This is a genomic window from Nocardioides sp. NPDC087217, assembly GCF_044744805.1.
Taxonomy (GTDB): domain Bacteria; phylum Actinomycetota; class Actinomycetes; order Propionibacteriales; family Nocardioidaceae; genus Nocardioides.
In genome coordinates, this window is sequence record NZ_JBIUZB010000001.1 from 1,089,838 (window position 1) to 1,114,141 (window position 24,304).

Below are 24,304 nucleotides of genomic sequence, written 5' to 3' on the forward strand. Positions count from 1 at the left end.
ACGATATGGCGCGTTCCTTCAATCCTCGGCCCTGGTGTCCGGAGCAGGCTGGACCCATGACCGAGAAGAGCTACAGCAACAAGGCAAGCACCACCATGACCGTCGCGCGCTGGCACGAGGCGGCCTACGTCGACATCGACGGCGAGGGCACCACGATTGGCGACGACGTCTACATCCCCCACCGCGGCCTGACCACCGCCGAGACCGACTACACCTACGCGGGCGAGATCCAGGGCACGGGCGTCGCGCGGATGATCGGCGCCTACGGCAACCCCGCCGGCGGCGCGGTCTTCGAGGCGTACGAGCAGTTCACCGGCTCCATCGCCGGCCAGGAGGGCTCGTGCGTGTGGCGGATCAGCGGTGCGTACGCCGACAAGACCGTCCGCTCCCACCTCACCATCATCCCCGGGCTCGGCACCGGCGGCCTCGAGGGTCTTGTCGGCGAGGCCGACATGGTCCTCTCCGAGGAGGGCGGCGGAGAGGCGTACGGCTTCGTCCTCTCCTACGACTGGAGCTGAACCCGTCCCGCTTCGACGCGGGGGCGGGGGACGCGAGCGGCGGAGGACTGGCCGAGCCAGGAGGGCAGGGCGTGGCGTACCTCCTGGTCGGCGGCGATGGTGACCATCTCGGCGCGGAGCGCCATCGGCCAGGCGAGGTCGCCGCGCCAGATCTCGGTGAGCGTGCGCAGGCTGGCGGTGAGCCGCGCGTCGATCTCGAACCCGGGGTCGAAGTCGCAGACCTCGGCCTGGTCGGCGGCCACCATCAGCCACCAGCGGGCGACCTTCGGGGCGACGTCGGTGAGCCGGAACTCGACGACGGTGCGCTGCTCCGGCCACACGTCGACCGGGATCGTGCGGCGCATGTCCCACAGCAATAGGTGCGGATCGAGGTCGGCCTGGCCCAGCGAGCCGACCCAGCGCGCCCCCCACTCGTTGAGTGCGGTGACGACCGTGGCGAGCTCCTGGCCGCTGGCGGTGAGGTGGTAGGAGGTCCTCTGCCCCTCGCCGCGGCGCTGGATGATGCCCGCCCGCTCCAGGGTCCGCAGGCGTTTGGAGAGCAGGGCGGGCGACATCTTGGGCACACCCCGGCGCAGCTCGTTGAAGTGGGTGCTGCCGAGCAGAAGCTCGCGAACGACGAGCAGCGTCCACCGCTCGTCGAGCACCTCCATGGCTTTCGCCATCGGACAGAACTGGCCGTATCCCGTCATGGGACCGCCTCCCCTTGTGCAGCCCGAGATCCCTGTCCGTTCAGTAGACCCCTATCGGTCGCGGGCGGCAAGTACAGATAAGGAACTATCCGGGCGGCGGCGCGGGGGCGATGCTGGAGACTCCAGATCTCCTCTCGGGTTCGACGTCCGTGGAGGAAGCCATGACCGCAACACCCGTCCAGCCAGACCTGAAGGCCCGCCACCGTGCGATGTGGGGCCTCGGAAACTATGCCCGGGTCGCCGACGAGCTCATCCCAGAGCTCGGCCAGGTGATCGTCGAGGCCTGCGAGATCGGGCCGGGCGACCGCGTGCTCGACATCGCCGCCGGCACCGGGAACGCCGCCATCCCCGCCGCCCTCGCCGGCGCCGAGGTGACCGCGAGCGACCTGACGCCCGAGCTGCTCGAGATCGGCCAGGCTCGGGCAGCCGGCGAGACAGGTGCCGACTCGATCACCTGGCGCGCCGCCGATGCCGAGGCGCTGCCGTTCGACGATGCCGCCTTCGATGTCGCGATGTCCTGCGTCGGCATCATGTTCGCGCCGTTCCACGAGAAGGCCGCGTCCGAGCTGCTCCGGGTCGTACGGCCGGGTGGCCGGATCGGCCTGGTCAGCTGGACGCCGGAGGGCTTCATCGGCCAGATGTTCTCGACGATGAAGCCGTTCATGGCGCCGCCGCCCGAGGGAGCGCAGCCGCCGCCGCGATGGGGCGACGAGAGCCACGTACGCGGCCTGCTGGGTGACCAGGTGACCTCCGTCCGGGCCGAGAAGCGGATGGTCGCGATCGACTCGTTCGAGACCGGCGCGGAGTTCCGTGACTTCTTCAAGGCCTGCTACGGGCCGACGATCGTCGCCTATCGCGGGATCGCCGAGGACGCCGAGCGGACGGCGGAGCTCGACGCCGCGCTCGCCGAGCTGGGGGACCGCTACGTCACGGCCGGGGTGATGAAGTGGGAGTACCTGCTGCTGACCGCGGTGCGTAGCTAGTCCGGTCGTGCTGGCTCGGTGCGTGTGGCCTTTCCGATCTCGATCCGGTCCCGTGGAACAATCCGTCATGTGACTGAGATCGAGATCGGCCGGGCCAAGCGAGCACGACGGGCGTACGCCTTCGACGACGTGGCGATCGTGCCGTCCCGGCGCACCCGTGACACCACCGAGGTGAGCACCGACTGGCAGATCGACGCCTACCGCTTCGACATCCCGCTGATCGCGGCGCCGATGGATTCGGTGATGTCGCCGTCGACCGCGATCGCGATGGGCAAGCTCGGCGGCCTCGGGGTGCTCAACCTCGAGGGCGTGTGGACCCGCTACGACGACCCGCAGCCGCTGCTCGACGAGCTGGCCGAGCTGAGCGGTGTCGACGCGACCCGGCGTCTGCAGGAGATCTACGAGGCCCCGATCCGGGCCGAGCTGATCACCGAGCGGCTGCGCGAGGTGCGCGCCTCGGGTGTCACCGTGGCCGGGGCGCTGTCCCCGCAGCGTACGAAGGAGTTCGCCAAGGCCGTCGTCGACGCCGGCGTCGACCTCTTCGTCATCCGCGGCACCACGGTCTCGGCCGAGCACGTCTCCTCGCAGGCCGAGCCGCTCAACCTCAAGGAGTTCATCTACGAGCTCGACGTGCCGGTGATCGTGGGCGGGTGCGCGACCTACCAGGCCGCGCTCCACCTGATGCGCACCGGTGCTGCCGGCGTCCTGGTCGGCTTCGGCGGCGGTGCGGCGCACACGACCCGCACCGTGCTCGGCGTGGCCGTGCCGATGGCCTCCGCGGTGGCCGACGTCGCCGCCGCGCGCCGCGACTACCTGGACGAGTCCGGCGGCCGCTACGTACACGTCATCGCCGACGGCGCCGTCGGCCGCTCCGGCGACATCGCCAAGGCGATCGCCTGCGGTGCCGACGCGGTCATGGTCGGTAGCCCGTTCGCGCGGGCGACGGATGCGCCCGGCAAGGGATTCCACTGGGGCAACGAGGCCCACCACGCCGACCTGCCCCGCGGCGAGCGCGTCGCCTTCGAGCCCGTCGGCACCTTCGAGGAGGTCCTCTTCGGTCCTTCGCACGTCGCCAACGGCACCATGAACCTCGTCGGCGCCCTCAAGCGCGCCATGGCCACCACCGGCTACACCGACCTCAAGGAGTTCCAGCGGATCGAGGTCGTCGTCGGCTGACGCCCCTCGGCCGAATCCGCACTTCTGGCGGGCCGAATCTGTAGTTGTGGGCGACGAAACTCTGGTTTCGTCGCCCACAACTGCGTTTTCGATCGGTGCTACCGAGGCGTCACTCCCGCAGGTCGAGGCGTCGCGTACGTCGGCCGAGACGTCAGGAGGTGGCGCTTCGGCCGACCGGAGCGACGTCTCGGCCGACGCGGCTGACTTCTCGGCATTGGTTGGACGCCGACCTTCCATGTTCTTGGGCTACCCCGTAGAGTGACCGCTGTCACCACCTAAGCAAGCGCTTAGATTAGCCGAGCACACGAGGGAATGAGCATGTCGAGGTTCGAGGGACGTACGGCGATCATCACCGGGGCCAGCCGGGGCATCGGTCTGGGCATCGCCCAGCGGCTGGTGGACGAGGGGGCGAAGGTCGTCATCACGGCGCGCAAGCCCGAGGCGCTCGCGGAGGCGGTCGAGGGTCTCGGAGGCAAAGAGGTCGCCCTCGGCATCGCCGGCAAGGCCGACGACCCCGAGCACCAGGAGGAGGTCGTCAAGGCTGCGATCGACACCTTCGGCAGCGCCGACCTGCTGGTCAACAACGCCGGCATCAATCCGAAGGCCGGCGGCCTGATCGACATGGACCGCGAGTCGGCCCGCAAGACCGTCGAGGTCAACTGCCTCTCGCCGATCGGCTGGACCCAGCAGGTCTGGCGGGCGTGGATGTCCGAGCACGGCGGCGCGATCGTCAACATCTCATCGGTGGCCGGCCTGGCCCCGACCCCGCTGATCGCGACGTACGGCGCGAGCAAGGCGATGCTCAGCTACATCACCCAGGAGCTCTCGGTCGAGCTCGGCCCGAAGGTGCGGGTCAACGCGATCCTCCCGGCCGTGGTGAAGACCAAGTTCGCCGAGCTCCTCTACGAGGGCCGCGAGCAGGAGGTCTCGGCGGCGTACCCGCTCAAGCGCCTCGGCACCCCCGAGGACATCGCCGGTGTCGCCTCGTTCCTCCTCTCCGAGGACGCAGGCTGGATGACCGGCCAGCTCGTCACCGTAGACGGCGGCCTCACCCTCGCCGGCGGACGCGTCTGATGGCCCCGGCCCCAGGCAGCACCGCCGTCGTCACCGGAGCCGCGGGCGGGATCGGCCGTGCCCTCGCCGCCCGCCTCGTCGCCGAGGGCGTGCGCGTCGTGGTCAACGACATCGACGACGTACGCCTGACCGAGACGGCGAAGGAGATCGGCGCCCATCCGGTGGCCGGCGACGCGGCCTCGGTCGAGGGCGTGGCCCGCCTCGTCGAGGCGGCGAAGGACCACCTCGGCCAGATCGACGCGTGGTACGGAAATGCCGGCATCGACCGCGGCATCGGCCTGGACTGTCCCGAGGAGGACTGGCAGGCGTCGCACGAGGTCAACGTGATGGCCCACGTCCGGGCGGCGCGTCTCCTCGTCCCCGACTGGGTCGAGCGGAAGAGTGGTCGCTACGTGGTGACGGCGAGTGCGGCGGGGCTGCTGATGATGGTCGGTACGCCGACCTACTCGGTCACCAAGCACGCCGCGGTCGCCTTCGCGGAGTGGCTCTCGGCGACCTACCGCCACCACGGGATCGTCGTGCAGGCGATCTGCCCGCAGGGCGTGCAGACCGGGATGCTCGAGCGGTCGGGACCGATGGCCGGCCTGCTCAGCCGCGACGGAGCGCTGACGCCCGAGCAGGTCGCCGATGCGGCCTGGGAGGCGACGACCGATGACCGCTTCCTGGTGCTGCCGCACCCGGAGGTGGGCGACTACTACGCCGCGCGGGCGACGCAGACCGACAAGTGGCTCGGCGGAATGAATCGACTCTGGCAGCACGTGGAAGGACAGGTATGAAGGCGTGGCGGATCGGCTCGCTCGGCGAGCCCCAGGACGTGATGCGGCTCGAGGAGGTGCCCGACCCGACCCCCGGCGCCGGACAGCTCGTCGTGAAGGTGCTGGCCAGCCCGGCCAACTTCCCCGACGTACTCATGTGCCGCGGCCTCTACCAGGTCAAGCCCGAGCTGCCGTTCACCGCCGGCGTCGAGCTGTGCGGTGACGTCGTCGCGCTCGGCGAGGGCGTCGACGGTTTCCAGGTCGGGGACCGCGTCATCGGCGGCGGGTCGCTGCCGTACGGCGGTTTCGGCGAGCTCGCGCTGATGGACGCCGCGACCACGTTCCCGGCTCCGGAGGCGCTCACCGACGCCGAGGCGTCGAGCCTCTACATCGGCTACCAGACCGGCTGGTTCGCGCTCCACCGCCGCGCCCACATCCAGCCCGGCGAGACGCTGCTCGTGCACGCTGCCGCGGGCGGGGTCGGCAGCGCCGCGATCCAGCTCGGCAAGGCCGCCGGAGCGACCGTGATCGGTGTCGTCGGCGGGCCGGAGAAGGCCGCGGTCGCCAAGCAGCTCGGTGCGGATGTCGTGATCGACCGCCACACCGAGGACTTCGTCAAGGTCGTCAAGGAGGTCACCGGCGGCAAGGGCGCCGACGTGATCTACGACCCGGTCGGCGGCGACACCTACGACCGCTCCACCAAGTGCATCGCCTTCGAGGGCCGGATCCTGATCATCGGCTTCGCCGGCGGCCGCATCCAGGAGGCCGCGCTCAACCACTCGCTGATCAAGAACTACTCGATCGTCGGACTCCACTGGGGCCTCTACAACGCGCTCGCGCCCGACCTGGTCGCCGAGTGCCACCGCGAGCTCACCCGGATGGCCGCCGAGGGGTCGATCAAGCCGCTGGTCAGCGAGGAGCTGTCCCTGGACGAGGTGGCCGACGGCGTACAGCGCCTTGCCGACGGCACCACCGTCGGACGGGTCGTGTACGTCGCATGAAGGCGGTCATCTTCGACTACGGCGGGGTGCTGACCACGCCCATCGGCGACTCGATCCGGGCCTGGCTGGAGGCTGACGGCATCAAGCCGGAGAGCTTCACGAAGGTGCTCAAGGAGTGGCTGGGCCGCTACGCCGACGCCGGCACCCCGATCCACCGCCTCGAGCTCGGCGAGCTCTCGGTCAAGGAGTTCGACAAGCTCCTGGCCGCTCGCCTGGAGACGTACGACGGCAACCCGGTCGATCCCGACGGCGTCCTGTCCCGGCTCTTCGCCGGGATGCGGCCCAACCCGGAGATGTTCGCGCTGGCCGAGGAGCTCCGCGACGCCGGCATCCGGCTGGCCCTGCTCTCCAACAGCTGGGGCAACTTCTACCCGCGCAAGCAGGTCGACGCGCTGTTCGAGGTGGTGGTGATCTCCGAGGAGGTCGCCATGCGGAAGCCGGAGGCGCCGATCTTCGATCGCACCCTGAGCAGGCTCGGTCTCCCGGCCGAGGAGTGCCTCTTCATCGACGACGCAGAGCCCAACGTCCTCGGCGCCCGGGCGGTCGGCCTCGACGCCCTGCTGCACACAGACCCGGCGAGCACCCGCGCGGCGCTCGCCCGCATGATTCCCACCCTCGGAGGTGCCGCGTGACGACCGAATCGCTGCCCGGACTCGACCTGGACCGGCTCGGCCCCTGGCTGGCCAAGAACGTGACAGGCGCCGGCCACGAGCTGAGCGCCACCCACATCTCCGGAGGCAAGTCCAACCTGACGTACGCCGTCTCCGACGGCACCCACGAGTGGATCGTCCGCCGTCCACCGCTCGGGCACGTGCTCGCCACCGCGCACGACATGAAGCGTGAGTTCACGGTGATCACCGCGCTGCGCGACACGGACGTACCGGTGCCGCACACCTTCGCGTTCTGCGACGACGAGGACGTGCTCGGGGCGCCGTTCTACGTGATGGAGAAGGTCGACGGCCGGCCTTACCGCTACGCCCGCGAGCTCGAGCCGCTCGGTGCGGACCGCACGAAGGCGATCTCGGAGCAGCTCATCGACGTGATGGCCGCGCTGCACGCGGTCGACCCGGCCGAGGTCGGGCTGAGCGAGTTCGGCCGCCCCGAGGGCTTCCTGAGCCGGCAGGTCCGGCGCTGGAAGAAGCAGCTCGAGGCGTCGTACTCCCGCGATCTCCCCGCAGCCGACGAGCTCCACGCGCTGCTGGAGGCGCAGGTGGGTGCTGCCGAGGCCGCCTCGACCGGGCCGGGGATCGTGCACGGCGACTACCGCCTCGACAACGTGCTCACCGACGAGGCCGACCAGATCAAGGCCGTTGTCGACTGGGAGATGGCCACGCTCGGCGACCCGGTCACCGACCTGGCGATCCTGCTCACCTACCAGCGGATGGCCTCGGTCTCCGGTGACGGCACCGTGACCGACGTCAGCAACGCTCCCGGCTGGCTCTCCGAGGACGAGATCATCGCCCGCTACGACGCGGCCAGCCCACGTGACCTGAGCGAGTTCGGCTTCTACCGCGGGCTCGCCGCCTACAAGCTCGCCGCGATCCTCGAGGGGATCCACTACCGCTACCTCAAGGGCCAGACCGTGGGGCCCGGCTTCGACAAGATCGGGGACGGGATCCACCCGCTCCTGGACATGGGACTGTCTGCAATGAAGGAGAAGTGACGCATGGATTTCGCACCCGACGCCAGGACCGAGGAGCTCGTCGCCTCGGTATGGGACTTCCAGAAGACGTACGTCGAGCCCAACGAGGCCGTCTTCGAGGAGCAGCTCGCGGCCCAGGACGACAAGTGGGCCTGGGACAGCGTGCCGATCCTCGGCGAGATCCGCGCCGAGGCCCGCAAGCGCGGCCTGTGGAACCTCTTCCTGCCCGGTGAGGGCGGGGCGGGTCTGACCAACCTGCAGTACGCCCCGCTGGCCGAGATCACCGGCCGCAGTCACCTCGCGCCGGCCGCGTTCAACTGCGCCGCGCCGGACACCGGCAACATGGAGGTACTGCACGACTTCGGCAACGAGGCGCAGCAGAAGGAGTGGCTGGAGCCGCTCCTGGACGGGCAGATCCGCAGCGCCTTCGCGATGACCGAGCCGGGCGTCGCCTCCTCCGACGCGACCAACATCGAGACCTCGATCGTGCCCGACGGCGACGAGTACGTCATCAACGGCCGCAAGTGGTGGATCACCGGCGCGATGAACCCCAACGCCAAGATCTTCATCGTGATGGGCAAGACCGACCCGTCCGCCGAGCGCCACAAGCAGCAGTCGATGATCCTGGTGCCCCGCGACACCCCGGGCCTCACGATCAAGCGCGGCATGGAGGTCTTCGGCTACGACGACCACGACCACGGCGGTCACGCGGAGCTGATCTTCTCCGACGTACGTGTCCCGGCGGGCAATCTCATCGGCACCGAGGGCATGGGGTTCGCGATCGCGCAGGCGCGCCTGGGCCCCGGCCGCATCCACCACTGCATGCGTTCCATCGGCCTGGCCGAGCGGGCGATCGAGCTGATGTGTGCCCGGGTCGAGGAGCGGGTCGCCTTCGGCAAGCCGCTCTCCGAGCAGGGCGTGATCCGTGACTGGATCGCCGAGTCGCGGGTGCGGATCGAGCAGCTGCGGCTCCTCGTCCTCAAGACCGCCTGGCTGATGGACACGGTCGGCAACAAGGGCGCCCACACCGAGATCCAGGCGATCAAGATCGCCACTCCGGCGACCGTCCAGTGGATCCTCGACAAGGCGATCCAGGCCCACGGCGCCGGTGGTCTCTCCCAGGACTTCCCGCTGGCCAAGTCCTACGCCGGCATCCGTACGCTGCGGTTCGCCGACGGCCCCGACGAGGTGCACAAGAACGCCCTGGCCAAGGCCGAGCTGCGCAAGCAGGCCGCGCGGCGGGAGGGACGGCAGTGACTCCCGAGGAGCTGCAGGGCCGGGTCAAGGCGTTCCTCGCTGAGCACCCGGTCGCGACGACCGAGCCGAGCGCCTTCCTGCACGCCCGATACCAGGCGGGGCTGGCGTGGGTCGCGTTCCCCGAGGGCCACGGTGGTCTCGGCGCGTCGCGCGCCCTGCAGCCGCTGGTCTCCGACCTCTTCGAGGCGGCCGGCGCCCCCGACAACAACCCGCGACGCAACGGGATCGGGCTCGGCATGGCCGCGCCGACGATCCTGGCCTACGGCACCCCGGAGCAGAAGTCTCGCTTCCTGGAGCCGCTGTGGTGCGGCGAGGAGATCTGGTGCCAGCTCTTCTCCGAGCCCGGCGCCGGCTCCGACCTCGCCGGCTTGGCCACCCGGGCCGTCCTCGACGGTGACGAGTGGGTCGTCAACGGGCAGAAGGTGTGGACCTCGGGCGCCCACAACGCCGACTTCGCGATCCTCGTCGCCCGCACGGATCCGGACGTCCCGAAGCATCGCGGTCTGACCTACTTCTTGTGCGATATGCACGATCCGGGCGTCGAGGTGCGGCCGCTGCGCCAGATCACCGGCGAGGCTGAGTTCAACGAGGTCTTCCTGACCGATGTGAGGATCCCCGACGCCCACCGTCTCGGTGCGGTCGGGCAGGGATGGGAGGTCGCCAACGCCACCCTCAACAACGAGCGGGTCGCCATCGGCGGCGCCGCGATGCCCCGCGAGGGCGGGATGCTCGGCGTGGTCGCCGAGTCGTGGCGTACGCATCCGGAGAACCACACCCCGGAGCTGCGCGACCGGCTCTTGAGGCTGTGGGTCGAGTCGGAGGTGGCCCGGCTGACCGGAGCCCGGCTGCGGCAGAAGCTGGCCGTCGGCCAGCCCGGCCCCGAGGGGTCGGCGATGAAGCTGACCTTCGCCAAGATCAACCAGCAGCTCACCGGGCTCGATCTGGAGCTGCGCGGCGAGGAAGGGCTCCGCTACGAGGACGGCGACGGCTGGGCGATGGTCCGGCCCGAGCACGTCGACTTCGGCGGTCGCGACGCCGTCTATCGCTACCTGCGCGCCAAGGGCAACTCCATCGAGGGCGGCACCTCGGAGATCCTGCGCAACATCGTGGCCGAGCGAGTCCTCGGTCTCCCCGGGGAGCACCGGGTCGACAAGGACGTTTCCTGGAAGGAGATCCCGCGATGAGCGATGTCGAACTGCTCGACAACGAGCTCGATGCCGACCTGCGGGCCACGGTCAGGTCGTTCCTGGCAGAGCACTGCGCGCCGGCCGACGTGGTCAAGGCGTACGACGGTGACAGCTCGCTCACCCCGGTCCTGTGGAAGGGGCTCGCCAGCGAGCTCGGGCTCGCGGGGCTGCTGATCCCGGAGTCCTACGGTGGTGCCGGGGCGTCCGCCCGCGAGGCCGCCGTGGTCCTGGAGGAGCTGGGCCGGGCGGTTGCGCCGGTGCCGTTCCTGACCAGCTCCGTCGTCGCCACCTCGGTCCTGCTGGCCGGGCCCACCGAGGCCGGTTCGGAGCTGCTGGCCGCACTGGCTTCGGGGGACCGCACCGCAGCCCTGGCCGTGTCGCTCGCGACCACGACCGTCCAGCCCTTGGAGCCCGTCGAGACCGAGATCCGGTCGGTCGCCGGCGCCCTGGAGGCGGACACGCTCCTGGTGCCCGTGACGACTCCCGACGGCATCGAGATCCGAGCCGTCCCTGCGGACCGGGCGACGATCGCCCCGGTGAGCTCGCTCGACATGACCCGCCAGCTCGCCGATGTCACCCTCGATCCGGCCTCCGGCGAGGTGGTCGTGGCCGCTGAGCACGGTGCCGAGGGCGTACGCTCCGGTCTGCTGGCCGGGGCCGCGCTGATGGCCTCCGAGCAGGTCGGCGTGGCGCAGTGGTGCCTGACCACGACGGTGGAGTACCTCAAGGTCCGGCGGCAGTTCGGCCGGATCGTCGGTGGCTACCAGGCGCTCAAGCACCGGCTCGCCGACCTCTACACCAACGTCGAGGGCGCCGGCGCGGCTGCGCGCTACGCCGCCGGGGCGCTGACTCTCGGAGACGCGAAGGAGACCGAGATCGCGACCCACGTCGCCGCCGCGTACTGCGGTGACCTGGCCGTCACCGCGGCCGAGGAGGCGGTGCAGCTGCACGGCGGCATCGGCATGACGTGGGAGCACCCCGCCCACCTCTACCTCAAGCGGGCCAAGGCCGACCAGATCGCGTACGGCCTTCCCGGCCTCCATCGCGACCGTTTGGGGGCCCTCGTCGACATCTGACGCCGAGGCGTCACGCCGGTCGGCCGAGGTGGCACCACGGTGCCATCTCGGCCGGCGCGAGTGACGCCTCGGCTACTTCTCCAGCGCCATCAGGGCGAGAGCGAACAGGAGTCGGTCGCGCGGGTCGGAGATGCTCTTCGCGGTCAGGTCCTGGATCTGCTTGATGCGGTAGATGACCGTGTTGCGGTGGCAGATCAGGTCCTCGGCGGCGTGGGTGGGGGAGCCGCCGTGCGCGATGAGGGCTCGGAGCGTCGCCAGCAGTACGTCGGACTGGTGGGTCGGCTGCGCCAGGATCGGGCCGAGGGTGCGGCGTACGAGCAGGTGGGAGACGGCGGGTGAGGCGGTCAGCAGCACCTGCGGCAGACGGTCGTCGACGACCGCGATGTCCGTACGTCCTCGGGGCACCGTCTCCACCGTGTGGGTGGCGAGCTGGAAGGCGGTGCCGAAGCCGCTGAGGTCGTCGGCGGTGGCGATCCCGACCCGGCCCGAGTTGCAGCAGGCGAGCTGGTCGACCAGATCGGCGACGGCCTCCGCGACCGGGCGCGACCCCAACGGGACCAGCCCGAAGTGGTGGTCGCCGCGTACGTGCCAGAACGACACCAGACCGGCCTTCTCCAGCCGGTCGTCGGGGTTGCGCAGCGGTGAGTCGCGGTTGCCGTCGAAGGCCGCGACCACGCAGGCCATCCGCGCGTCGGCGGCGACCCCGAGGATGTCCTGCACCTCGGCGGCGAACGCGGGGTCGCCGCCGCGACCCTCGGCGAGCCCGTCGAGGAGCCGGCCCTGGAGCTGCAGGTCGCGGCGCTGCAGCAGCGCCGCCTCCTTCCGGTAGGCCCCCGACATGACCGAGTTCTGCACGTCCAGGTCGGTCCACACCTGGCGTCCGGCGAGCACCATCACCCGGTCGTCGATCCCGAGCTCCTCCTGCTGGTGGACCATCGCCTCCCACAGCATCCGGGTGCCGACGGTGTAGGCGTTGAGGCAGTACTCCAGAGGTACGCCCTGCCGCGCCCGCCGCCGGCCGGTCTCGCGCCACAGGTCGACGGGATTGGCTCCCGGGGTCATTCCGGCCATGGCCCGGATGCCGCGGCGTACGTGCTCCCGCGTGCTCGAGCGCAGGTCGGCCCGCACCGACGGCTCGGCGTTCTGGTGCCACTCCGGCTGGATCGCGATCAGGGTCAGCGTGATGTCGTCGGCGATCGCGTCCGCCTGGCTCACCAGCGAGGCCCAGGCACGCTCGACCAGCGGGCGGAGTTCCGCGTCGGGAGCTGTGTCACTCGTCACACCCATGTGCGGAGCGTCCCATGCCCACTGCCGCATCCGCCAGTAAACCAGGGAATCTCGGTCGGAGCGCCCGAAAGATTTTGTGCTCACTGCCCATATCCCCAGTTGTGCGGAGAGTCCAAAGTGATAGCCGTCACAACGGGTGAAGGGAGCATGATGCAGATGCCTGGCGAAGACCCACCGCTGTTCGCGGTCGAGGGAGTCTCGGTCCGGTTCGGGGGCGTGCGTGCCCTCGAGGACGTCTCCTTGGAGGTCGCGCCCCGTGAGGTGCTCGGCGTCATCGGCCCCAACGGTGCCGGCAAGACCACACTGTTCAACGTCGTGTGCGGCTTCGTCAGCCCCGCCGAGGGCGAGCTCCGGCTGCGCGGCGAGACGATCCACGACCTCCGCCCGCACCAGCTCGCCGGCCACGGCATCGCCCGGACCCTGCAGGGGCTCGGGCTCTTCGAGCGGATGACGGTGCTCGACAACGTGATGGTCGGCGCGGACCGACTCGCCCGCGCCGGCTTCGTGCGCGGGCTGCTCGGGCTCGGCCACCGCGACGACGCCCGGCTGGCCGCCAAGGCGCGCGAGGTCCTCGGCGAGCTCGGGATCGAGTCGTACGCCTCCCGCTACCCGGGCAGCCTGCCGTACCCGATCCGGAAGAAGGTCGCGCTCGCGCGCGCCCTGGTGGCCGAGCCGGAGCTGCTGCTTCTCGACGAGCCCGCCAGCGGGCTGAGCGCCGAGGAGATGACCGAGCTCGGCGAGATCATCACCGGCCTGACCGAACGCACCGCCGTGATGCTCGTCGAGCACCACATGGACCTGGTGATGTCCGTCTGCCACCGGATCACGGTGCTCGACTTCGGGCGGGTCATCGCCGCCGGCTCACCCGACGAGATCCGCAACGACCCGGCCGTCCTCGCCGCCTACCTGGGTGACCAGGTCGAGCACGACGACGCCGCCGAGGTCCACGCACTGACCGTCGCCGAGGAGGCCTGATGTTCGCCGTCGAGGACCTGAGCGCTGCGTACGGACCCGTCAAGGCGCTCAACGGCGTCACCTTCACCGCCTCTAGAGGCCAGGTCACCGCCGTCCTGGGCGCCAACGGCGCCGGCAAGACCACGCTGCTGCGCACCGTGTCCGGCCTGGTGAAGTCCAGCAAGGGCACCGTGACGCTGAACGGCAAGGACATCACGCGCACCGCGACCGAGAAGCTGACCTCGTACGGCCTCTCCCACGTCCCGGAGGGGCGCGGCGTGATCGCCGAGCTGACCGTCACCGAGAACCTCCGCCTCGGCGGGCTGCACCGCGCGACCGGCTCCGAGCCGATGCCGGTCGAGCGGGTCTTCGAGCTCTTCCCGCGCCTGGGCGAGCGCCGCGAGGCCACCGCTCACATGCTCTCGGGCGGTGAGCGGCAGATGCTCGTCATCGGCCGCGCGCTGATGGCGCGACCGACCGTGCTCCTGCTCGACGAGCCGTCCCTGGGGCTCGCGCCCCGGGTGGTGGCCCAGATCTTCGACCTGCTCCGCGGGCTGGTGCAGACCGAGGAGCTCACCGTCGTCCTGGTCGAGCAGAACGCCCGCAGTGCCCTGTCCATCGCTGACCACGGAGTCGTGCTCAACCTCGGCAGGGTCGTCGCCTCGGCGCCAGCTGCCGAGCTGGCCGCCGACGAGCAGCTCCGCCACGCCTATCTCGGGTTCTGAGGAGCAGACATGCAGCAGTTTCTCGACACCACCCTCGGAGGGCTGGTCCTGGGCGCGGTCTACGCCGCGTTCGCGCTGGCCCTGTGCCTGATCTGGCGCTCCACCCGGATCGTCAACTTCGCCCAGGCGGCGATGGCGATGGTGACCACCTACATCGCGCTCTCGCTGATCAACGCCGACGTGCCCTACTGGGTCGCCTTCATGGCCGCGATCGCCGCCGGGTTCGGGCTCGGCGCCGTGATCGAGCGGGTGATCATCCGCCCGGTCGAGGGCAAGGCCGAGCTCAACGCGGTGATCCTCACCCTCGGGCTGTTCATGGTGCTCCACGGCCTGACCGCGATCACCTTCGGCGTCCAGCACCGCGGCTTCCCGGCCCCGGTCAGTACCAACGCGATCAACGTCGGGGACACCTCGATCGGGATCACCCCGTTCGGCATCCTCACGATCGTCGTGGTCGCCGTCGTGATGGCCGGGCTCGTGGTCCTCTTCCGCTTCACCGACCTGGGGCTGCGGATGCGGGCGTCCGCGTTCAACGGCGAGGTGTCCCGGCTCCTGGGCGTACGCGTCGGCCGCATGCTCACCCTCGGCTGGGCGCTCGCCGCGGCCGTGGGCGCGGTGGCCGGGATGCTCATCGCCGGCGGCGACCTGGTGAACCCGGCGTTCATGGACCCGTTCGTGATCTACGGCTTCATCGCCGCCGTGCTGGGCGGCCTCGACTCGCCGCTCGGGTCGGTGATCGGCGGCCTGATCCTCGGCCTCTCGCTCTCCTACGTCACCGGCTACGTCGGTGAGCACCTGGCGCCGCTGGTCGCGCTCGGGATCTTGATGGTGGTGCTGCTGGTACGTCCCAGCGGCCTCTTCGCGGCGGCTGCGGCCAGGAGGGTCTGACCCATGGAACGTCTGCGCTCACTCGTCCGTCCGGTGACCTCGGTGCCGCTGGCACGTCACCTCGTCGTGGCCCTGGTCGCCTTCGTGGTGGCGATGGCGGTCATCGGCAGCTCCAGCCAGTACCTGCAGACCCGCTACGCCGAGATGGCCTACTTCGCCATCGCCGCCGGCGGGCTCACGCTCCTGACCGGTCTCTCCGGCCAGCTCTCGCTGGGCCACGGCGCGCTCATGGCCGTCGGGGCGTACGCCGCCACCCTGGTGCTCGAGCGCACCGGCGGCGAGACCCTGGCCGACGTCTTCGTCGCCCTGCTCGTCGCGATCGCGGTCTGTGCCGTGGTCGGGGTGGTGGTCGGGGTCCCGGCGGCGCGGCTGCACGGACCCTACATCGCCGGCGCGACCCTGACGCTGGCCGTGGCGGTGCCCCGGCTGGCCAACCAGTGGGAGGTCCTCGGCGGCGAGCAGGGGCTCCAGGTGCCCGTTCCCCGCGCGACCGACCTCCCGGCCTGGATCCAGGACCTGGTCTGGTTCTTCACCGCCGTGGAGATCGACCAGTACTCCTTCCTTGCCTACCTCGGCTGGCTGCTCCTCGCGATCACCTTCGTGGCGCTCGCCAACCTGAGCCGCTCCCGAATCGGTCGTCGTTGGCGGGCGGTGCGGGACGACGACGTCTCCGCCGAGCTGGCCGGCATCCACCTGGGCCGCGCCCGCGTGGTCGCCTTCACCGTCAGCGCCATGGCTGCCGGGCTGGCCGGCGGCCTGATGGCCATGAACGTACGTCTCACGGCGCCGGGCGCGTTCACGATCACGCTCTCCCTGACGCTCCTGGCCGCGGTCGTCCTGGGCGGGCTCGGCAGCCTGACCGGAGCGCTCATCGGGGCCGGCGTACTCGCCTTTCTTCCTCACTTCGCCACCGATCTCGGGGAGTCGGTCGGACTCAGCGCAACCCAGGCCGCGGAGGTCACCCCGGTGGTCTACGGACTGGTGCTGATGCTCGTCATCCTCCTCGCTCCGGCAGGGATCGTCGGCAGCCTGCGCACCTTCCTAGCGCGCTCAACTCTCGGGTCAACCAAGGAGAAGACAACATGAGAACCACTGCACGCAGAGCCGTACAGGTCGTCTGTGTCCTCACCACTGCCTCGCTCCTCGCGGCCTGTGGCGCGGGGAAGGAAAGGCCGTCCGAGGACGGGACGGCGGTCGGCGTCACCGACACCTCGATCAAGGTCGGCGCGCACTTCCCACTGACCGGTCCGGCCGCGCCCGGCTACTCGGAGATCCCGTCGGGCCACCAGGCGTTCTATGAGTACGTCAACGACAACGGTGGCGTCCACGGCCGCGACATCGAGATGGTCGTCAAGGACGACGCCTACAACCCGACCAACACCAGCGCCGTCACCAACGACATGATCCTGCAGGACGAGATCTTCGCGATGGTCGGTGGCCTCGGCACCCCCACGCACCGCGCGGTCGTCCAGCGCCTCAACGACGACGGCATCCCCGACCTCTTCGTCTCCAGCGGCTCGCTGCAGTGGGGCGACAACCCGTCCGGCTCGCCGATGACGTTCGGCTGGCAGCCGGACTACGAGATCGAGGGCAAGGTCATCGGTCAGTACATCAAGGAGAACATGCCCGACGCCAAGGTCGGTCTCTTCCTGCAGGACGACGACTTCGGCGAGGACGGCGAGAAGGGCGCACGGCAGTTCCTCGACGCCCAGATCGTCGACGTACAGAAGTACACGCCAGGTGGGTCGACCGACTTCTCCCCGCAGATGTCCTCGTTCAAGTCCAAGGGCGTCGACCTGGTGATCGGCTTCAACACGCCGTCCTACACCGCGCTGAGCCAGATCGCCGCGCAGGGCGTCGGCTTCAAGTCGAAGTGGTTCTACTCGAACGTCGGCTCGGACCCGGCGCTCGTCGGCGGGCTGCTGGCCTCGATGACCAAGGGCAAGATCCCGGCCGAGCAGGGCGTGAAGCTGATGGACGGGATGATGACGACCGAGTACATCCCCGGCGTCGACGCTCCCGACGACGAGTGGGTCAAGCTGTGGCAGAAGGTCTGGGACGAGTACTCCAAGAAGGGCTCGGAGAAGCTGACCAACTACCGGATCTACGGCATGTCGCAGGCCTACACCTTCGTCCAGGCGCTGCAGGCCAACGGCAAGGATCTCACCCGCGAGTCGATCGTGGAGACGATCGAGAAGGAGGGCTCCTCCTTCGAAGGACCCGGGATGGCACCCTTCCGGTTCTCCGAGGACTCCCACATGGGCATCTCCGGGATGAGCGTGGTCGAGATCAAGAACGGTGCCTCCGAGCCGCTCACGCCGGTCCTCGTCACCGACATCGGCGACGCCCCCATCGAGGAGGACGACAGCGCCGCCTCGGACGCCCCGCCCTCGTCGGGTCTGCCCGAGTGAGATGGGCGGAGTGATCGGTACTGATCAGTAGGTTGCTGCACGTTCACGGACCGGCCTCGGTTACAGTGATTAACCCTCACTAACGCCACTGGAGGTGGTCGGTCCGTGAACGTACTCGCACCCGGGAGCGGGGTGGTTGTGACCGGAGCAGCCCGAGGGATCGGGAGAGCTCTGGCCATGCGGTTCGCAGCGGAGGGGTGTCGCGTCGTCGTGGCGGACATCGAGACCGCCGAGCTCAACTCCGTGGCGGACTCGATCGGCGCCCTGGCGGTCCCCGGGGACGCCGCCTCGGCCGCAGGCACCGCGGCGCTGGTGGACGCTGCGCGGGAGGAGCTCGGCAAGATCGACGCCTGGTACGGCAACGCGGGAGTGGAGCGCGGCCGCGGCCTCGAGGCCTCCGACCACGCCTGGATGACCTCGTACGAGGTCAACGTCCTCGCCCACGTACGCGCAGCGCGGCTGCTGCTGCCGGAGTGGGTCGCGCGCGGTGCCGGCCGGTTCGTGGTCACCTCCTCCTCAGCGGGTCTCCTCACACTGCTCGGCTCCCCGTCGTACGCGGCCACCGAGCACGCCGAGATCGCCTTCGCCGAGTGGCTCGCCGCCACCTACCGGCACCAGGGCGTCGTCGCTCAGGCGATCGTCGCGCGCAGCGTGAAGACGGCGATGCTCGAGCGCTCCTCCGGACTCCCGGGTTTCCGGTCGGCCGAGGGCGCGCTCACCGCCGAGGAGGTCGCCGACGCCGTCTGGGAAGCCGGGCAGAGCTCGAGGTTCTGGATCTCGCTCGAGCCCGACGTGGCCGAGGAGTACGCCACGCGTGCCTCGGACGTCGACGCCTGGATCGACGACGTGAACCGTGTCCGGCAGGAGCTCGACCGCACCGACTAGTCTCGAGCCGTGGAACCTTTGGTCTCGACCTGGCTCAGCGGCCTCGACGGCATCCCGACGCAGGCGCAGAACGTCAACCAGCAGCACTATGCGGCGAGCCTGATGAAGGTGCCCGTCGCGATCGCCGCCTATCGACTGCGCGACCGCGGGCTGCTCTCGCTCGACGAGCCGATCACGGTACATCCCGACTTCGACTCCGCCGTCGTCGGGGCGCGTTTCGAGATGTCGCAGGAGGAGGATCAGGATCCTGAGACCTGGGCGGCGGTCGGCTCCCCGCTGCCGCTGGGTGATCTCGTACGCCGCTCCCTGACCGTCTCCGGCAACCTGGCCGTCAACCTCGTGCTCGAGCGGGTCGGGCTCGAGGAGGTCGCCGCGGTGCTCGCCGACGCCGGCGTGACGCCGATGACGACGGTCTCGCGGGGGATCGAGGACGCGCCCGCGCGCGAGGCCGGGCTGCAGAACCTGGTGACCGCCAACGACATGGGCAAGCTGCTCACCAAGCTTGCCTCCGGCCGGCTGCTCTCGCCCGAGTCGACCGCCGAGCTCGAGGGGATCCTGGTCGCCCAGGAGTATCGCGACGCGATCCCGCTCGGCGTCCCCGAGGACGCGGTGGTCGGCAACAAGACCGGCTGGATCGACGGCGTACGCCACGACATGGCGATCATCCGGCCGGCTCAGGGTGAACCGCAGGTGATGGTCGTGCTCACGACCGGCCTGGACGACGACGAGTCGGAGTTCCGGATCAGCGAGGTCGCTCGCTATCTGTGGTCGACCCTGTGACGGTGCCTCGGGTCGCCGCGGTGCGCACCCAGCGGGTCCGGGTGCCGCTGCACACCCCGTTCGTGACCGCTCTGCGGCGTACAGACTTCGCCGAGACCGTCGTCGTGACCGTCGAGGACTCCGACGGGTGCGTCGGCTGGGGTGAGGCTCCGCAGGTCTGGAAGGTCACCGGCGACTCGCTCGCCGGGTCCGCCGCGGCGCTGGAGGGGCCGATCTCCGATGTCCTCGCCGGTGCCGCCGCCGATCTGTCGTCGGCCGGCCTGATCCAGGGCGCGGTCGTCGGCAACCACTCGGCCAAGATGGCCGCCGACATCGCGCTGCACGACCTCGTCGCCCGGCGGGCAGGTATGTCCATGACCGAGCATCTGCAGTCTCATGCGTCACAGCGCTCAGGCACTTCCTGCGCTTCTCGGGCAATGCAACACCGGAGAAGTGCAGGAATACCCGGTGAACCGGGTATTCCAACGCAGCTCACCACCGACATGACCCTCTCCGTAGGCACCCCCGACGAGCTGGCGGAGGCAGCGGCCGCGCGAGCGCGAGACGGGTTCACGACGCTCAAGATCAAGGTCGGGACCGATGCCGCGGGCGATGCCGAGCGGGTGCTCGCGGTCCGCGAGGCAGCCCCGGGTTGCGTACTCAGGCTCGACGCCAACACCGGCTGGCGGGCGGACGAGGCGGTGGCGGTGCTGACGGACTTGGCCGACCAGGGTGTCGAGCTGGAGTTCGTCGAGCAGCCGGTCGCCCGGCGAGACCTGGAGGCGATGGCGTACGTCCGTCGTCACCAGCCCTACAAGGTCCTGGCCGACGAGTCGGTCTTCGACCTCGAGGACCTCGTCGACGTCATCCGGGCCGGCGCGGCCGATGCGGTCAACGTCAAGCTCGCCAAGTGCGGCGGGATCACGCCCGCGATCGAGCTGCTGGAGGTCGCGAAGCTGCACGGCCTCGGCCGGCTCGTCGGCTGCATGATCGAGTCGCACCTCGGCATCGGCGCGGCCGCGGCACTGGTCGCGGCGGCAGGCATCCCCGGCGAGCAGGACCTCGACGCGGGCTGGTGGGCGAAGACCAGTCCGTATATCGGTGGCATCGGCTACGACGGCCCCCGCATCCTGTTCCCCGACGCCCCCGGCCTCGGCATCGAAGGAGTCCTCTCGTGACCACCGTGAACCAGCCCACCTTCGTCGTCTCCGAGCCCGCCGACGACGCCGAGCACGAGACCGAGGTCGTCCCCGGCGAGGAGATCGTCGTCCTGAAGACGCAGGGGGAGTGGGCGTACGTCGTGGTCCCCTCCCACTCCTCGACGAAGGACGAGCGGGGCTATCCCGGCTGGCTGCCGACAGCAGCCCTCGCCGAGCCGGTGGCCACGCTGCTGGGCAAGGCTCGCAGCTTCCTCGGCGTCCCCTACGTCTGGGGCGGCACCACCGACGCGGGCATCGACTGCTCCGGCCTGGTCTTCCGAGCCGCGGAGGCCATCGGCGTACGTGTCCCGCGAGACGCCCGCGACCAGGCCGCCGCGCTCGCGGCGATCGACCTCGACGAGGTCCGTCCGGGCGACCTCTACTTCTTCGCCCAGGATCCCGGCGAACGCATCACCCACGTGGCCATCGCCACCGCGCCCCCGGAGCCCGACGGCGTACGTCCGATGATCCACGCCGACGGCGACAAGATGGTCGTCGTCGAGGAGCCGATGCCTCCCGACCGGCTCGCCACCCTCGTCAGCGCCGCGCGTCTGTGACCGCCTGTCTGTGACGGCTGCGTGACGTATCGAGCGGCGCCGGTGAATTTCTCGCGCGCCAGAAGTGACAATTCGACGTGGTGAGTTAACTTCGAACGTATGACTCGTACAGGGGCACTGAGTCCACACAGCCGCGACCTCGCGATCGGCACGATGGTCGGTGCGGCGGGGGAGACCGAGCTCGACGTACTCGTCGTCGGAGGGGGTGTGACCGGCGCCGGGGTGGCGCTGGACGCCGTCACCAGAGGCCTGAGCACGGGGCTGGTAGAGCAGCGCGACCTGGCCTCGGGAACGAGCTCGCGGAGCTCGAAGCTCGTCCACGGCGGACTCCGCTACCTCGAGATGCTCGACTTCGAGCTGGTCCGCGAGGCGCTCCAGGAGCGTGGGCTGCTGCTCAACACTCTGGCCCCGCACCTGGTCCGGCCGGTGCCGTTCCTCTACCCGCTGACCAACCCGGTGTGGGAGCGCGCCTACATCGGCGCCGGCCTCGCGCTCTACGACGGGATGGCGAGCTTCGGGCCGCTCTCCGGGATGGGCAACTCCGGCCTCCCGCGCCACCGCCACCTCACCCGCCGGGGCGTCGCCCGGATCGCCCCCGACTTCCGCACCGATGCGATCACCGGCGCGATCCAGTACTACGACGCCCAGGTCGATGACGCCCGCCTGGTCATGACCATCGCCCGCACCGCGGCCTCCCACGGCGCCCATATCGCGACCCGCGTCCAGGTGACCGGATTCCTGCGCGAGGGCGAGCGGGTCGTCGGCGTCCGAGCCCGCGACCTCGAGCACGACCAGGACCTGGTCATCCGGGCCAAGACGGTCGTCAACGCCGCCGGGGTGTGGACCGACGAGATCCAGGACATGGTCGGCGGCCGCGGCGCGCTGCACGTCAAGGCGTCCAAGGGCATCCACCTCGTCGTCCCGCGCGATCGGATCCGCTCGGAGTCGGGCTTCATCGTCCGCACCGAGAAGTCGGTCCTCTTCGTGATCCCGTGGGGCCGCCACTGGATCATCGGCACCACCGACACCCCGTGGACCTACGACCTCGCCCACCCGGCGGCCTCCAAGACCGACATCGAGTACGTCCTGGAGCACGTCAACGCGATCCTGCGCGTGCCGCTCGACCTCGAGGACGTCGAGGGCGTGTACGCCGGGCTCCGCCCGCTCCTGACCGGCGAGTCCGAGCAGACCGCCGCTCTCAGCCGCGAGCACACCGTGGTCACGCCGCTGCCGGGCCTCGTGCTGATCGCCGGCGGCAAGCTGACGACCTACCGGGTGATGGCCAAGGACGCCGTCGACGCCGCGGCCCACTCGCTCGGCACGACCACCAACATGACCCTGCGCGACTCGATCACCGACAAGGTCCGGCTGGTCGGCGCCGAGGGCTTCGAGACCCGCTCGAACCAGCGCGTCCTGCTCGCCCGCCGCTCCGGCCTCCACGTCGCCCGGATCGACCACCTCCTGGGCCGCCACGGCGGCCTGATCGACGACGTGCTCGACCTCATCCAAGAGCGCCGCCCGCTCGCGCTGCCCCTGGAGGGCGCCGAGGACTACCTGGCCGCCGAGGTCGTCTACGCCGTCAACAACGAGGGTGCCCGCCACCTCGACGACGTGCTCGAGCGCCGCACCCGGATCTCGATGGAGACCTTCGACCGCGGCGTCAGCGCTGCCCCGGGGGTCGCCAAGATCATGGCCGACGAGCTCGGCTGGGACGAGACGCGCACCAAGGAGGAGGTCGACCACTACCTGCGCCGCATCGAGGCCGAGCGTCGCTCCCAGCTCCAGGTCACCGACGAGGAGGCCGACCGCGCACGTCTGGAGGTCGAAGACCTCGTCTGACCTGTCTGCGGTGAAGGCAAAATTCGGGGCGAGGAAGTTGGGTCTGAGCCGCCGTCGACGTCATCGAATCGGGGTGGGGGTTCTCCTGGTGGCGGGTGTCATCGCGTGTGCCTTCCTGGTTGCACTGTCGGACTCGACGTGGCTCCAGGTTGCCGGGGGATGCGGGGTGATCGCATGCGGCGTATCAGCCCATGTTGTGTACGCGCCACGGGGACGACTGGAACCGGAGGCGTTCGGCGGAGGCGTACTGCTGCCGCGACGCCCGGGTTATGCCGCCGAAATGTTCGCCATCTGCCTGTTCGGGGCTGTCGGAAGCGGCATCGTCGGGGTCGTCTCGCTCCTTGCCGATGCAGGGGATCGTCGCGCGGGAGCGCTCGTCATCTGCGCGCCGGGGTTACTCGCACTGGCCGGCTTCATGGCCGTCGCCATTGTCCGTCGTCGGGGCGGCTTGCTCTTGACCCCGGATGGTTTGACCTCGTACCCGATGCTGAGCCGATCACGCACCGTGTTGTGGCGCGACATCTTCGAGGTGGAGAGCGATCCGCTCTGGGACGGGTGGATCGGGCTGCACCTACGTGGTGACGAGGAGATCAAGGTTGGTATCACGGCTGTTGCCTTCCCCGCCAAGGAGGTCATCGGTCTTGTGTCCCGGTACGCCAAGACCCCTGCCGACCGCGCAGAGCTGGCGTCCTTGGAGCGGTTCACCTCAAGTTGATGGTGCTCGCGGGTCGCGACCGAGCCCGGCATGGCTGCGTCCCACGAATTGCCGTGGCGGAGCAAGCGGTTGACGTAGCAATCTGACTCCATGTTCTTGGTCGCTGATCCCCCCGAGCCGCTGGCCACCGACGATTTCGTGCTTGCCCCGCTCCGCCCCGAGCTGCTCGACCTGGACACCGAGGCCTACCTGGCCAGCCCGGACGTGATCCGCGACCACAGCTGCGGCAGGTGGCCGCGGGAGGGCTTCGGCAGCGACGACAACCTACCGCTGGTGATCCGGCACTGGTCCGACCACCAGGCGAAACGAGCGTTCACCTACCTCTTCCTCGACCCCGAGGGCACGTCGTCCCTCGGCTGTCTCTACGTGCAGCCCCTGTTCCCCTACCTGGAGGCGATGGGTGCCGACGCCCAGACCCTGCTCAGGTACGCCGGTGGGTCCACCGCCCGGGTCAGCTACTGGCTCCGCCAGGACCGAAAGCCCGAGCTCACCGCATCGGTCGCCGAGCGGCTGGACGAGTGGCTGCGTACGAAATGGCCGTTGGACGCCTATCTCTACCGGGCCACGCCCGCGGAGGAGTGCACCGTGCACGCGCTCGACCGGCTGCCTCTCGACCGTGTCGTGATCGACCTCCCGGCCGAGCAACACGACTATCTGTGGTGGGCCGCGGATGTTCGCATGGTGAGTTAGTGGGACGGCTGTCTGGCTTCCGAGACGCCCGTCACAT

25 protein-coding genes are annotated in these 24,304 nt (G+C 70.0%); 23 read left to right on the plus strand and 2 right to left on the minus strand.

Annotated elements, in window-relative coordinates; all coding sequences use genetic code 11:
* Positions 1-56: 56 nt before the first annotated feature.
* Positions 57-518, plus strand: coding sequence for a DUF3224 domain-containing protein (locus tag ACIO3S_RS05395; protein WP_400460324.1), 462 nt, complete (start codon positions 57-59; stop codon positions 516-518).
* On the opposite strand, the gene ACIO3S_RS05400 is transcribed toward ACIO3S_RS05395, so the two are convergent.
* Positions 503-1,207, minus strand: a complete 705-nt coding sequence (locus ACIO3S_RS05400; RefSeq protein ID WP_400460326.1) for a winged helix-turn-helix transcriptional regulator — start codon at positions 1,205-1,207, stop codon at positions 503-505. The genes ACIO3S_RS05395 and ACIO3S_RS05400 overlap by 16 nt on opposite strands.
* Positions 1,208-1,368: 161 nt before the next feature.
* Between ACIO3S_RS05400 and ACIO3S_RS05405 the strand changes: the two genes are divergently transcribed.
* The 10 genes from ACIO3S_RS05405 (at position 1,369) to ACIO3S_RS05450 (ending at position 11,358) form a co-directional block, all read left to right on the plus strand.
* Positions 1,369-2,190, plus strand: a complete 822-nt coding sequence (locus tag ACIO3S_RS05405; RefSeq protein WP_400460328.1) for a class I SAM-dependent methyltransferase — start codon at positions 1,369-1,371, stop codon at positions 2,188-2,190.
* 69 nt (positions 2,191-2,259) lie between these two features.
* Positions 2,260-3,366, plus strand: coding sequence for a GuaB3 family IMP dehydrogenase-related protein (locus tag ACIO3S_RS05410; protein ID WP_091051839.1), 1,107 nt, complete (start codon positions 2,260-2,262; stop codon positions 3,364-3,366).
* A 318-nt stretch (positions 3,367-3,684) separates the two neighbouring features.
* A complete protein-coding gene (locus tag ACIO3S_RS05415) occupies positions 3,685-4,440 on the plus strand; it encodes an SDR family oxidoreductase (protein ID WP_160029184.1) in 756 nt (251 codons plus the stop codon).
* The gene (locus ACIO3S_RS05420) at positions 4,440-5,216 is read left to right on the plus strand and encodes an SDR family oxidoreductase (protein ID WP_350844612.1); all 777 of its coding nucleotides are present in this window, start codon (positions 4,440-4,442) and stop codon (positions 5,214-5,216) included. Before ACIO3S_RS05415 ends, ACIO3S_RS05420 begins: the two co-directional genes overlap by 1 nt.
* The gene (locus tag ACIO3S_RS05425; RefSeq protein ID WP_400460331.1) at positions 5,213-6,196 is read left to right on the plus strand and encodes an NADPH:quinone oxidoreductase family protein; all 984 of its coding nucleotides are present in this window, start codon (positions 5,213-5,215) and stop codon (positions 6,194-6,196) included. Before ACIO3S_RS05420 ends, ACIO3S_RS05425 begins: the two co-directional genes overlap by 4 nt.
* On the plus strand, positions 6,193-6,828 hold the full coding sequence (locus ACIO3S_RS05430; protein ID WP_400460333.1) for an HAD family hydrolase: 636 nt from the start codon (positions 6,193-6,195) through the stop codon (positions 6,826-6,828). Before ACIO3S_RS05425 ends, ACIO3S_RS05430 begins: the two co-directional genes overlap by 4 nt.
* Positions 6,825-7,859, plus strand: a complete 1,035-nt coding sequence (locus ACIO3S_RS05435) for a phosphotransferase family protein (RefSeq protein ID WP_400460335.1) — start codon at positions 6,825-6,827, stop codon at positions 7,857-7,859. Before ACIO3S_RS05430 ends, ACIO3S_RS05435 begins: the two co-directional genes overlap by 4 nt.
* Positions 7,860-7,862: 3 nt before the next feature.
* A complete protein-coding gene (locus ACIO3S_RS05440; RefSeq protein WP_160025315.1) occupies positions 7,863-9,095 on the plus strand; it encodes an acyl-CoA dehydrogenase family protein in 1,233 nt (410 codons plus the stop codon).
* On the plus strand, positions 9,092-10,279 hold the full coding sequence (locus ACIO3S_RS05445) for an acyl-CoA dehydrogenase family protein (RefSeq protein ID WP_400460338.1): 1,188 nt from the start codon (positions 9,092-9,094) through the stop codon (positions 10,277-10,279). The genes ACIO3S_RS05440 and ACIO3S_RS05445 overlap by 4 nt, the downstream gene beginning before the upstream one ends.
* Positions 10,276-11,358 carry an acyl-CoA dehydrogenase family protein gene (locus ACIO3S_RS05450; protein ID WP_400460340.1) on the plus strand — a complete coding sequence of 361 codons (1,083 nt, stop codon included), beginning with the start codon at positions 10,276-10,278 and terminating at the stop codon, positions 11,356-11,358. Before ACIO3S_RS05445 ends, ACIO3S_RS05450 begins: the two co-directional genes overlap by 4 nt.
* A gap of 72 nt (positions 11,359-11,430) precedes the next feature.
* On the opposite strand, the gene ACIO3S_RS05455 is transcribed toward ACIO3S_RS05450, so the two are convergent.
* The gene (locus tag ACIO3S_RS05455) at positions 11,431-12,645 is read right to left on the minus strand and encodes a helix-turn-helix domain-containing protein (RefSeq protein ID WP_350716706.1); all 1,215 of its coding nucleotides are present in this window, start codon (positions 12,643-12,645) and stop codon (positions 11,431-11,433) included.
* Positions 12,646-12,801: 156 nt separating this feature from the next.
* Between ACIO3S_RS05455 and ACIO3S_RS05460 the strand changes: the two genes are divergently transcribed.
* From ACIO3S_RS05460 to ACIO3S_RS05515, 12 genes are all read left to right on the plus strand, one after another.
* Positions 12,802-13,620 carry an ABC transporter ATP-binding protein gene (locus ACIO3S_RS05460; protein ID WP_400460342.1) on the plus strand — a complete coding sequence of 273 codons (819 nt, stop codon included), beginning with the start codon at positions 12,802-12,804 and terminating at the stop codon, positions 13,618-13,620.
* Positions 13,620-14,324, plus strand: a complete 705-nt coding sequence (locus ACIO3S_RS05465) for an ABC transporter ATP-binding protein (protein WP_400460344.1) — start codon at positions 13,620-13,622, stop codon at positions 14,322-14,324. Before ACIO3S_RS05460 ends, ACIO3S_RS05465 begins: the two co-directional genes overlap by 1 nt.
* Before the next feature lie 9 nt (positions 14,325-14,333).
* The gene (locus tag ACIO3S_RS05470) at positions 14,334-15,212 is read left to right on the plus strand and encodes a branched-chain amino acid ABC transporter permease (RefSeq protein ID WP_400460346.1); all 879 of its coding nucleotides are present in this window, start codon (positions 14,334-14,336) and stop codon (positions 15,210-15,212) included.
* Between the two features lie 3 nt (positions 15,213-15,215).
* Positions 15,216-16,298 (plus strand): branched-chain amino acid ABC transporter permease, encoded by a 1,083-nt coding sequence (locus tag ACIO3S_RS05475; RefSeq protein WP_400460348.1) that lies wholly within the window; start codon positions 15,216-15,218, stop codon positions 16,296-16,298.
* Entirely contained in the window at positions 16,295-17,623 is a 1,329-nt protein-coding gene (locus ACIO3S_RS05480) for an ABC transporter substrate-binding protein (protein WP_400460350.1), read from the plus strand. Before ACIO3S_RS05475 ends, ACIO3S_RS05480 begins: the two co-directional genes overlap by 4 nt.
* Before the next feature lie 138 nt (positions 17,624-17,761).
* Positions 17,762-18,508 carry an SDR family oxidoreductase gene (locus ACIO3S_RS05485; protein ID WP_400461063.1) on the plus strand — a complete coding sequence of 249 codons (747 nt, stop codon included), beginning with the start codon at positions 17,762-17,764 and terminating at the stop codon, positions 18,506-18,508.
* A gap of 9 nt (positions 18,509-18,517) precedes the next feature.
* The gene (locus ACIO3S_RS05490) at positions 18,518-19,288 is read left to right on the plus strand and encodes a serine hydrolase (protein WP_160025306.1); all 771 of its coding nucleotides are present in this window, start codon (positions 18,518-18,520) and stop codon (positions 19,286-19,288) included.
* 2 nt (positions 19,289-19,290) lie between these two features.
* Positions 19,291-20,445: a dipeptide epimerase gene (locus ACIO3S_RS05495; RefSeq protein ID WP_400460352.1), complete on the plus strand. Its 1,155-nt coding sequence runs from the start codon at positions 19,291-19,293 to the stop codon at positions 20,443-20,445.
* On the plus strand, positions 20,442-21,023 hold the full coding sequence (locus tag ACIO3S_RS05500; RefSeq protein ID WP_400460354.1) for a C40 family peptidase: 582 nt from the start codon (positions 20,442-20,444) through the stop codon (positions 21,021-21,023). Before ACIO3S_RS05495 ends, ACIO3S_RS05500 begins: the two co-directional genes overlap by 4 nt.
* Positions 21,024-21,122: 99 nt before the next feature.
* Entirely contained in the window at positions 21,123-22,862 is a 1,740-nt protein-coding gene (locus tag ACIO3S_RS05505) for a glycerol-3-phosphate dehydrogenase/oxidase (RefSeq protein WP_160025303.1), read from the plus strand.
* Between the two features lie 88 nt (positions 22,863-22,950).
* Positions 22,951-23,577 carry a hypothetical protein gene (locus ACIO3S_RS05510; protein ID WP_400460357.1) on the plus strand — a complete coding sequence of 209 codons (627 nt, stop codon included), beginning with the start codon at positions 22,951-22,953 and terminating at the stop codon, positions 23,575-23,577.
* Between the two features lie 90 nt (positions 23,578-23,667).
* Positions 23,668-24,267 carry a hypothetical protein gene (locus ACIO3S_RS05515; protein WP_350716723.1) on the plus strand — a complete coding sequence of 200 codons (600 nt, stop codon included), beginning with the start codon at positions 23,668-23,670 and terminating at the stop codon, positions 24,265-24,267.
* Positions 24,268-24,304: the final 37 nt, after the last annotated feature.

Coding starts and splice junctions, on each gene's coding strand:
- ACIO3S_RS05465 (WP_400460344.1), top strand. CDS start 13,620: ATGTTCGCCGTCGAGGACCTGAGCGCTGCGTACGGACCCGTCAAGGCG.
- ACIO3S_RS05515 (WP_350716723.1), top strand. CDS start 23,668: ATGTTCTTGGTCGCTGATCCCCCCGAGCCGCTGGCCACCGACGATTTC.
- ACIO3S_RS05425 (WP_400460331.1), top strand. CDS start 5,213: ATGAAGGCGTGGCGGATCGGCTCGCTCGGCGAGCCCCAGGACGTGATG.
- ACIO3S_RS05420 (WP_350844612.1), top strand. CDS start 4,440: ATGGCCCCGGCCCCAGGCAGCACCGCCGTCGTCACCGGAGCCGCGGGC.
- ACIO3S_RS05460 (WP_400460342.1), top strand. CDS start 12,802: ATGCCTGGCGAAGACCCACCGCTGTTCGCGGTCGAGGGAGTCTCGGTC.
- ACIO3S_RS05415 (WP_160029184.1), top strand. CDS start 3,685: ATGTCGAGGTTCGAGGGACGTACGGCGATCATCACCGGGGCCAGCCGG.
- ACIO3S_RS05455 (WP_350716706.1), bottom strand. CDS start 12,645: ATGGGTGTGACGAGTGACACAGCTCCCGACGCGGAACTCCGCCCGCTG.
- ACIO3S_RS05400 (WP_400460326.1), bottom strand. CDS start 1,207: ATGACGGGATACGGCCAGTTCTGTCCGATGGCGAAAGCCATGGAGGTG.
- ACIO3S_RS05475 (WP_400460348.1), top strand. CDS start 15,216: ATGGAACGTCTGCGCTCACTCGTCCGTCCGGTGACCTCGGTGCCGCTG.
- ACIO3S_RS05430 (WP_400460333.1), top strand. CDS start 6,193: ATGAAGGCGGTCATCTTCGACTACGGCGGGGTGCTGACCACGCCCATC.
- ACIO3S_RS05395 (WP_400460324.1), top strand. CDS start 57: ATGACCGAGAAGAGCTACAGCAACAAGGCAAGCACCACCATGACCGTC.
- ACIO3S_RS05480 (WP_400460350.1), top strand. CDS start 16,295: ATGAGAACCACTGCACGCAGAGCCGTACAGGTCGTCTGTGTCCTCACC.
- ACIO3S_RS05505 (WP_160025303.1), top strand. CDS start 21,123: ATGACTCGTACAGGGGCACTGAGTCCACACAGCCGCGACCTCGCGATC.
- ACIO3S_RS05440 (WP_160025315.1), top strand. CDS start 7,863: ATGGATTTCGCACCCGACGCCAGGACCGAGGAGCTCGTCGCCTCGGTA.
- ACIO3S_RS05470 (WP_400460346.1), top strand. CDS start 14,334: ATGCAGCAGTTTCTCGACACCACCCTCGGAGGGCTGGTCCTGGGCGCG.
- ACIO3S_RS05405 (WP_400460328.1), top strand. CDS start 1,369: ATGACCGCAACACCCGTCCAGCCAGACCTGAAGGCCCGCCACCGTGCG.
- ACIO3S_RS05450 (WP_400460340.1), top strand. CDS start 10,276: ATGAGCGATGTCGAACTGCTCGACAACGAGCTCGATGCCGACCTGCGG.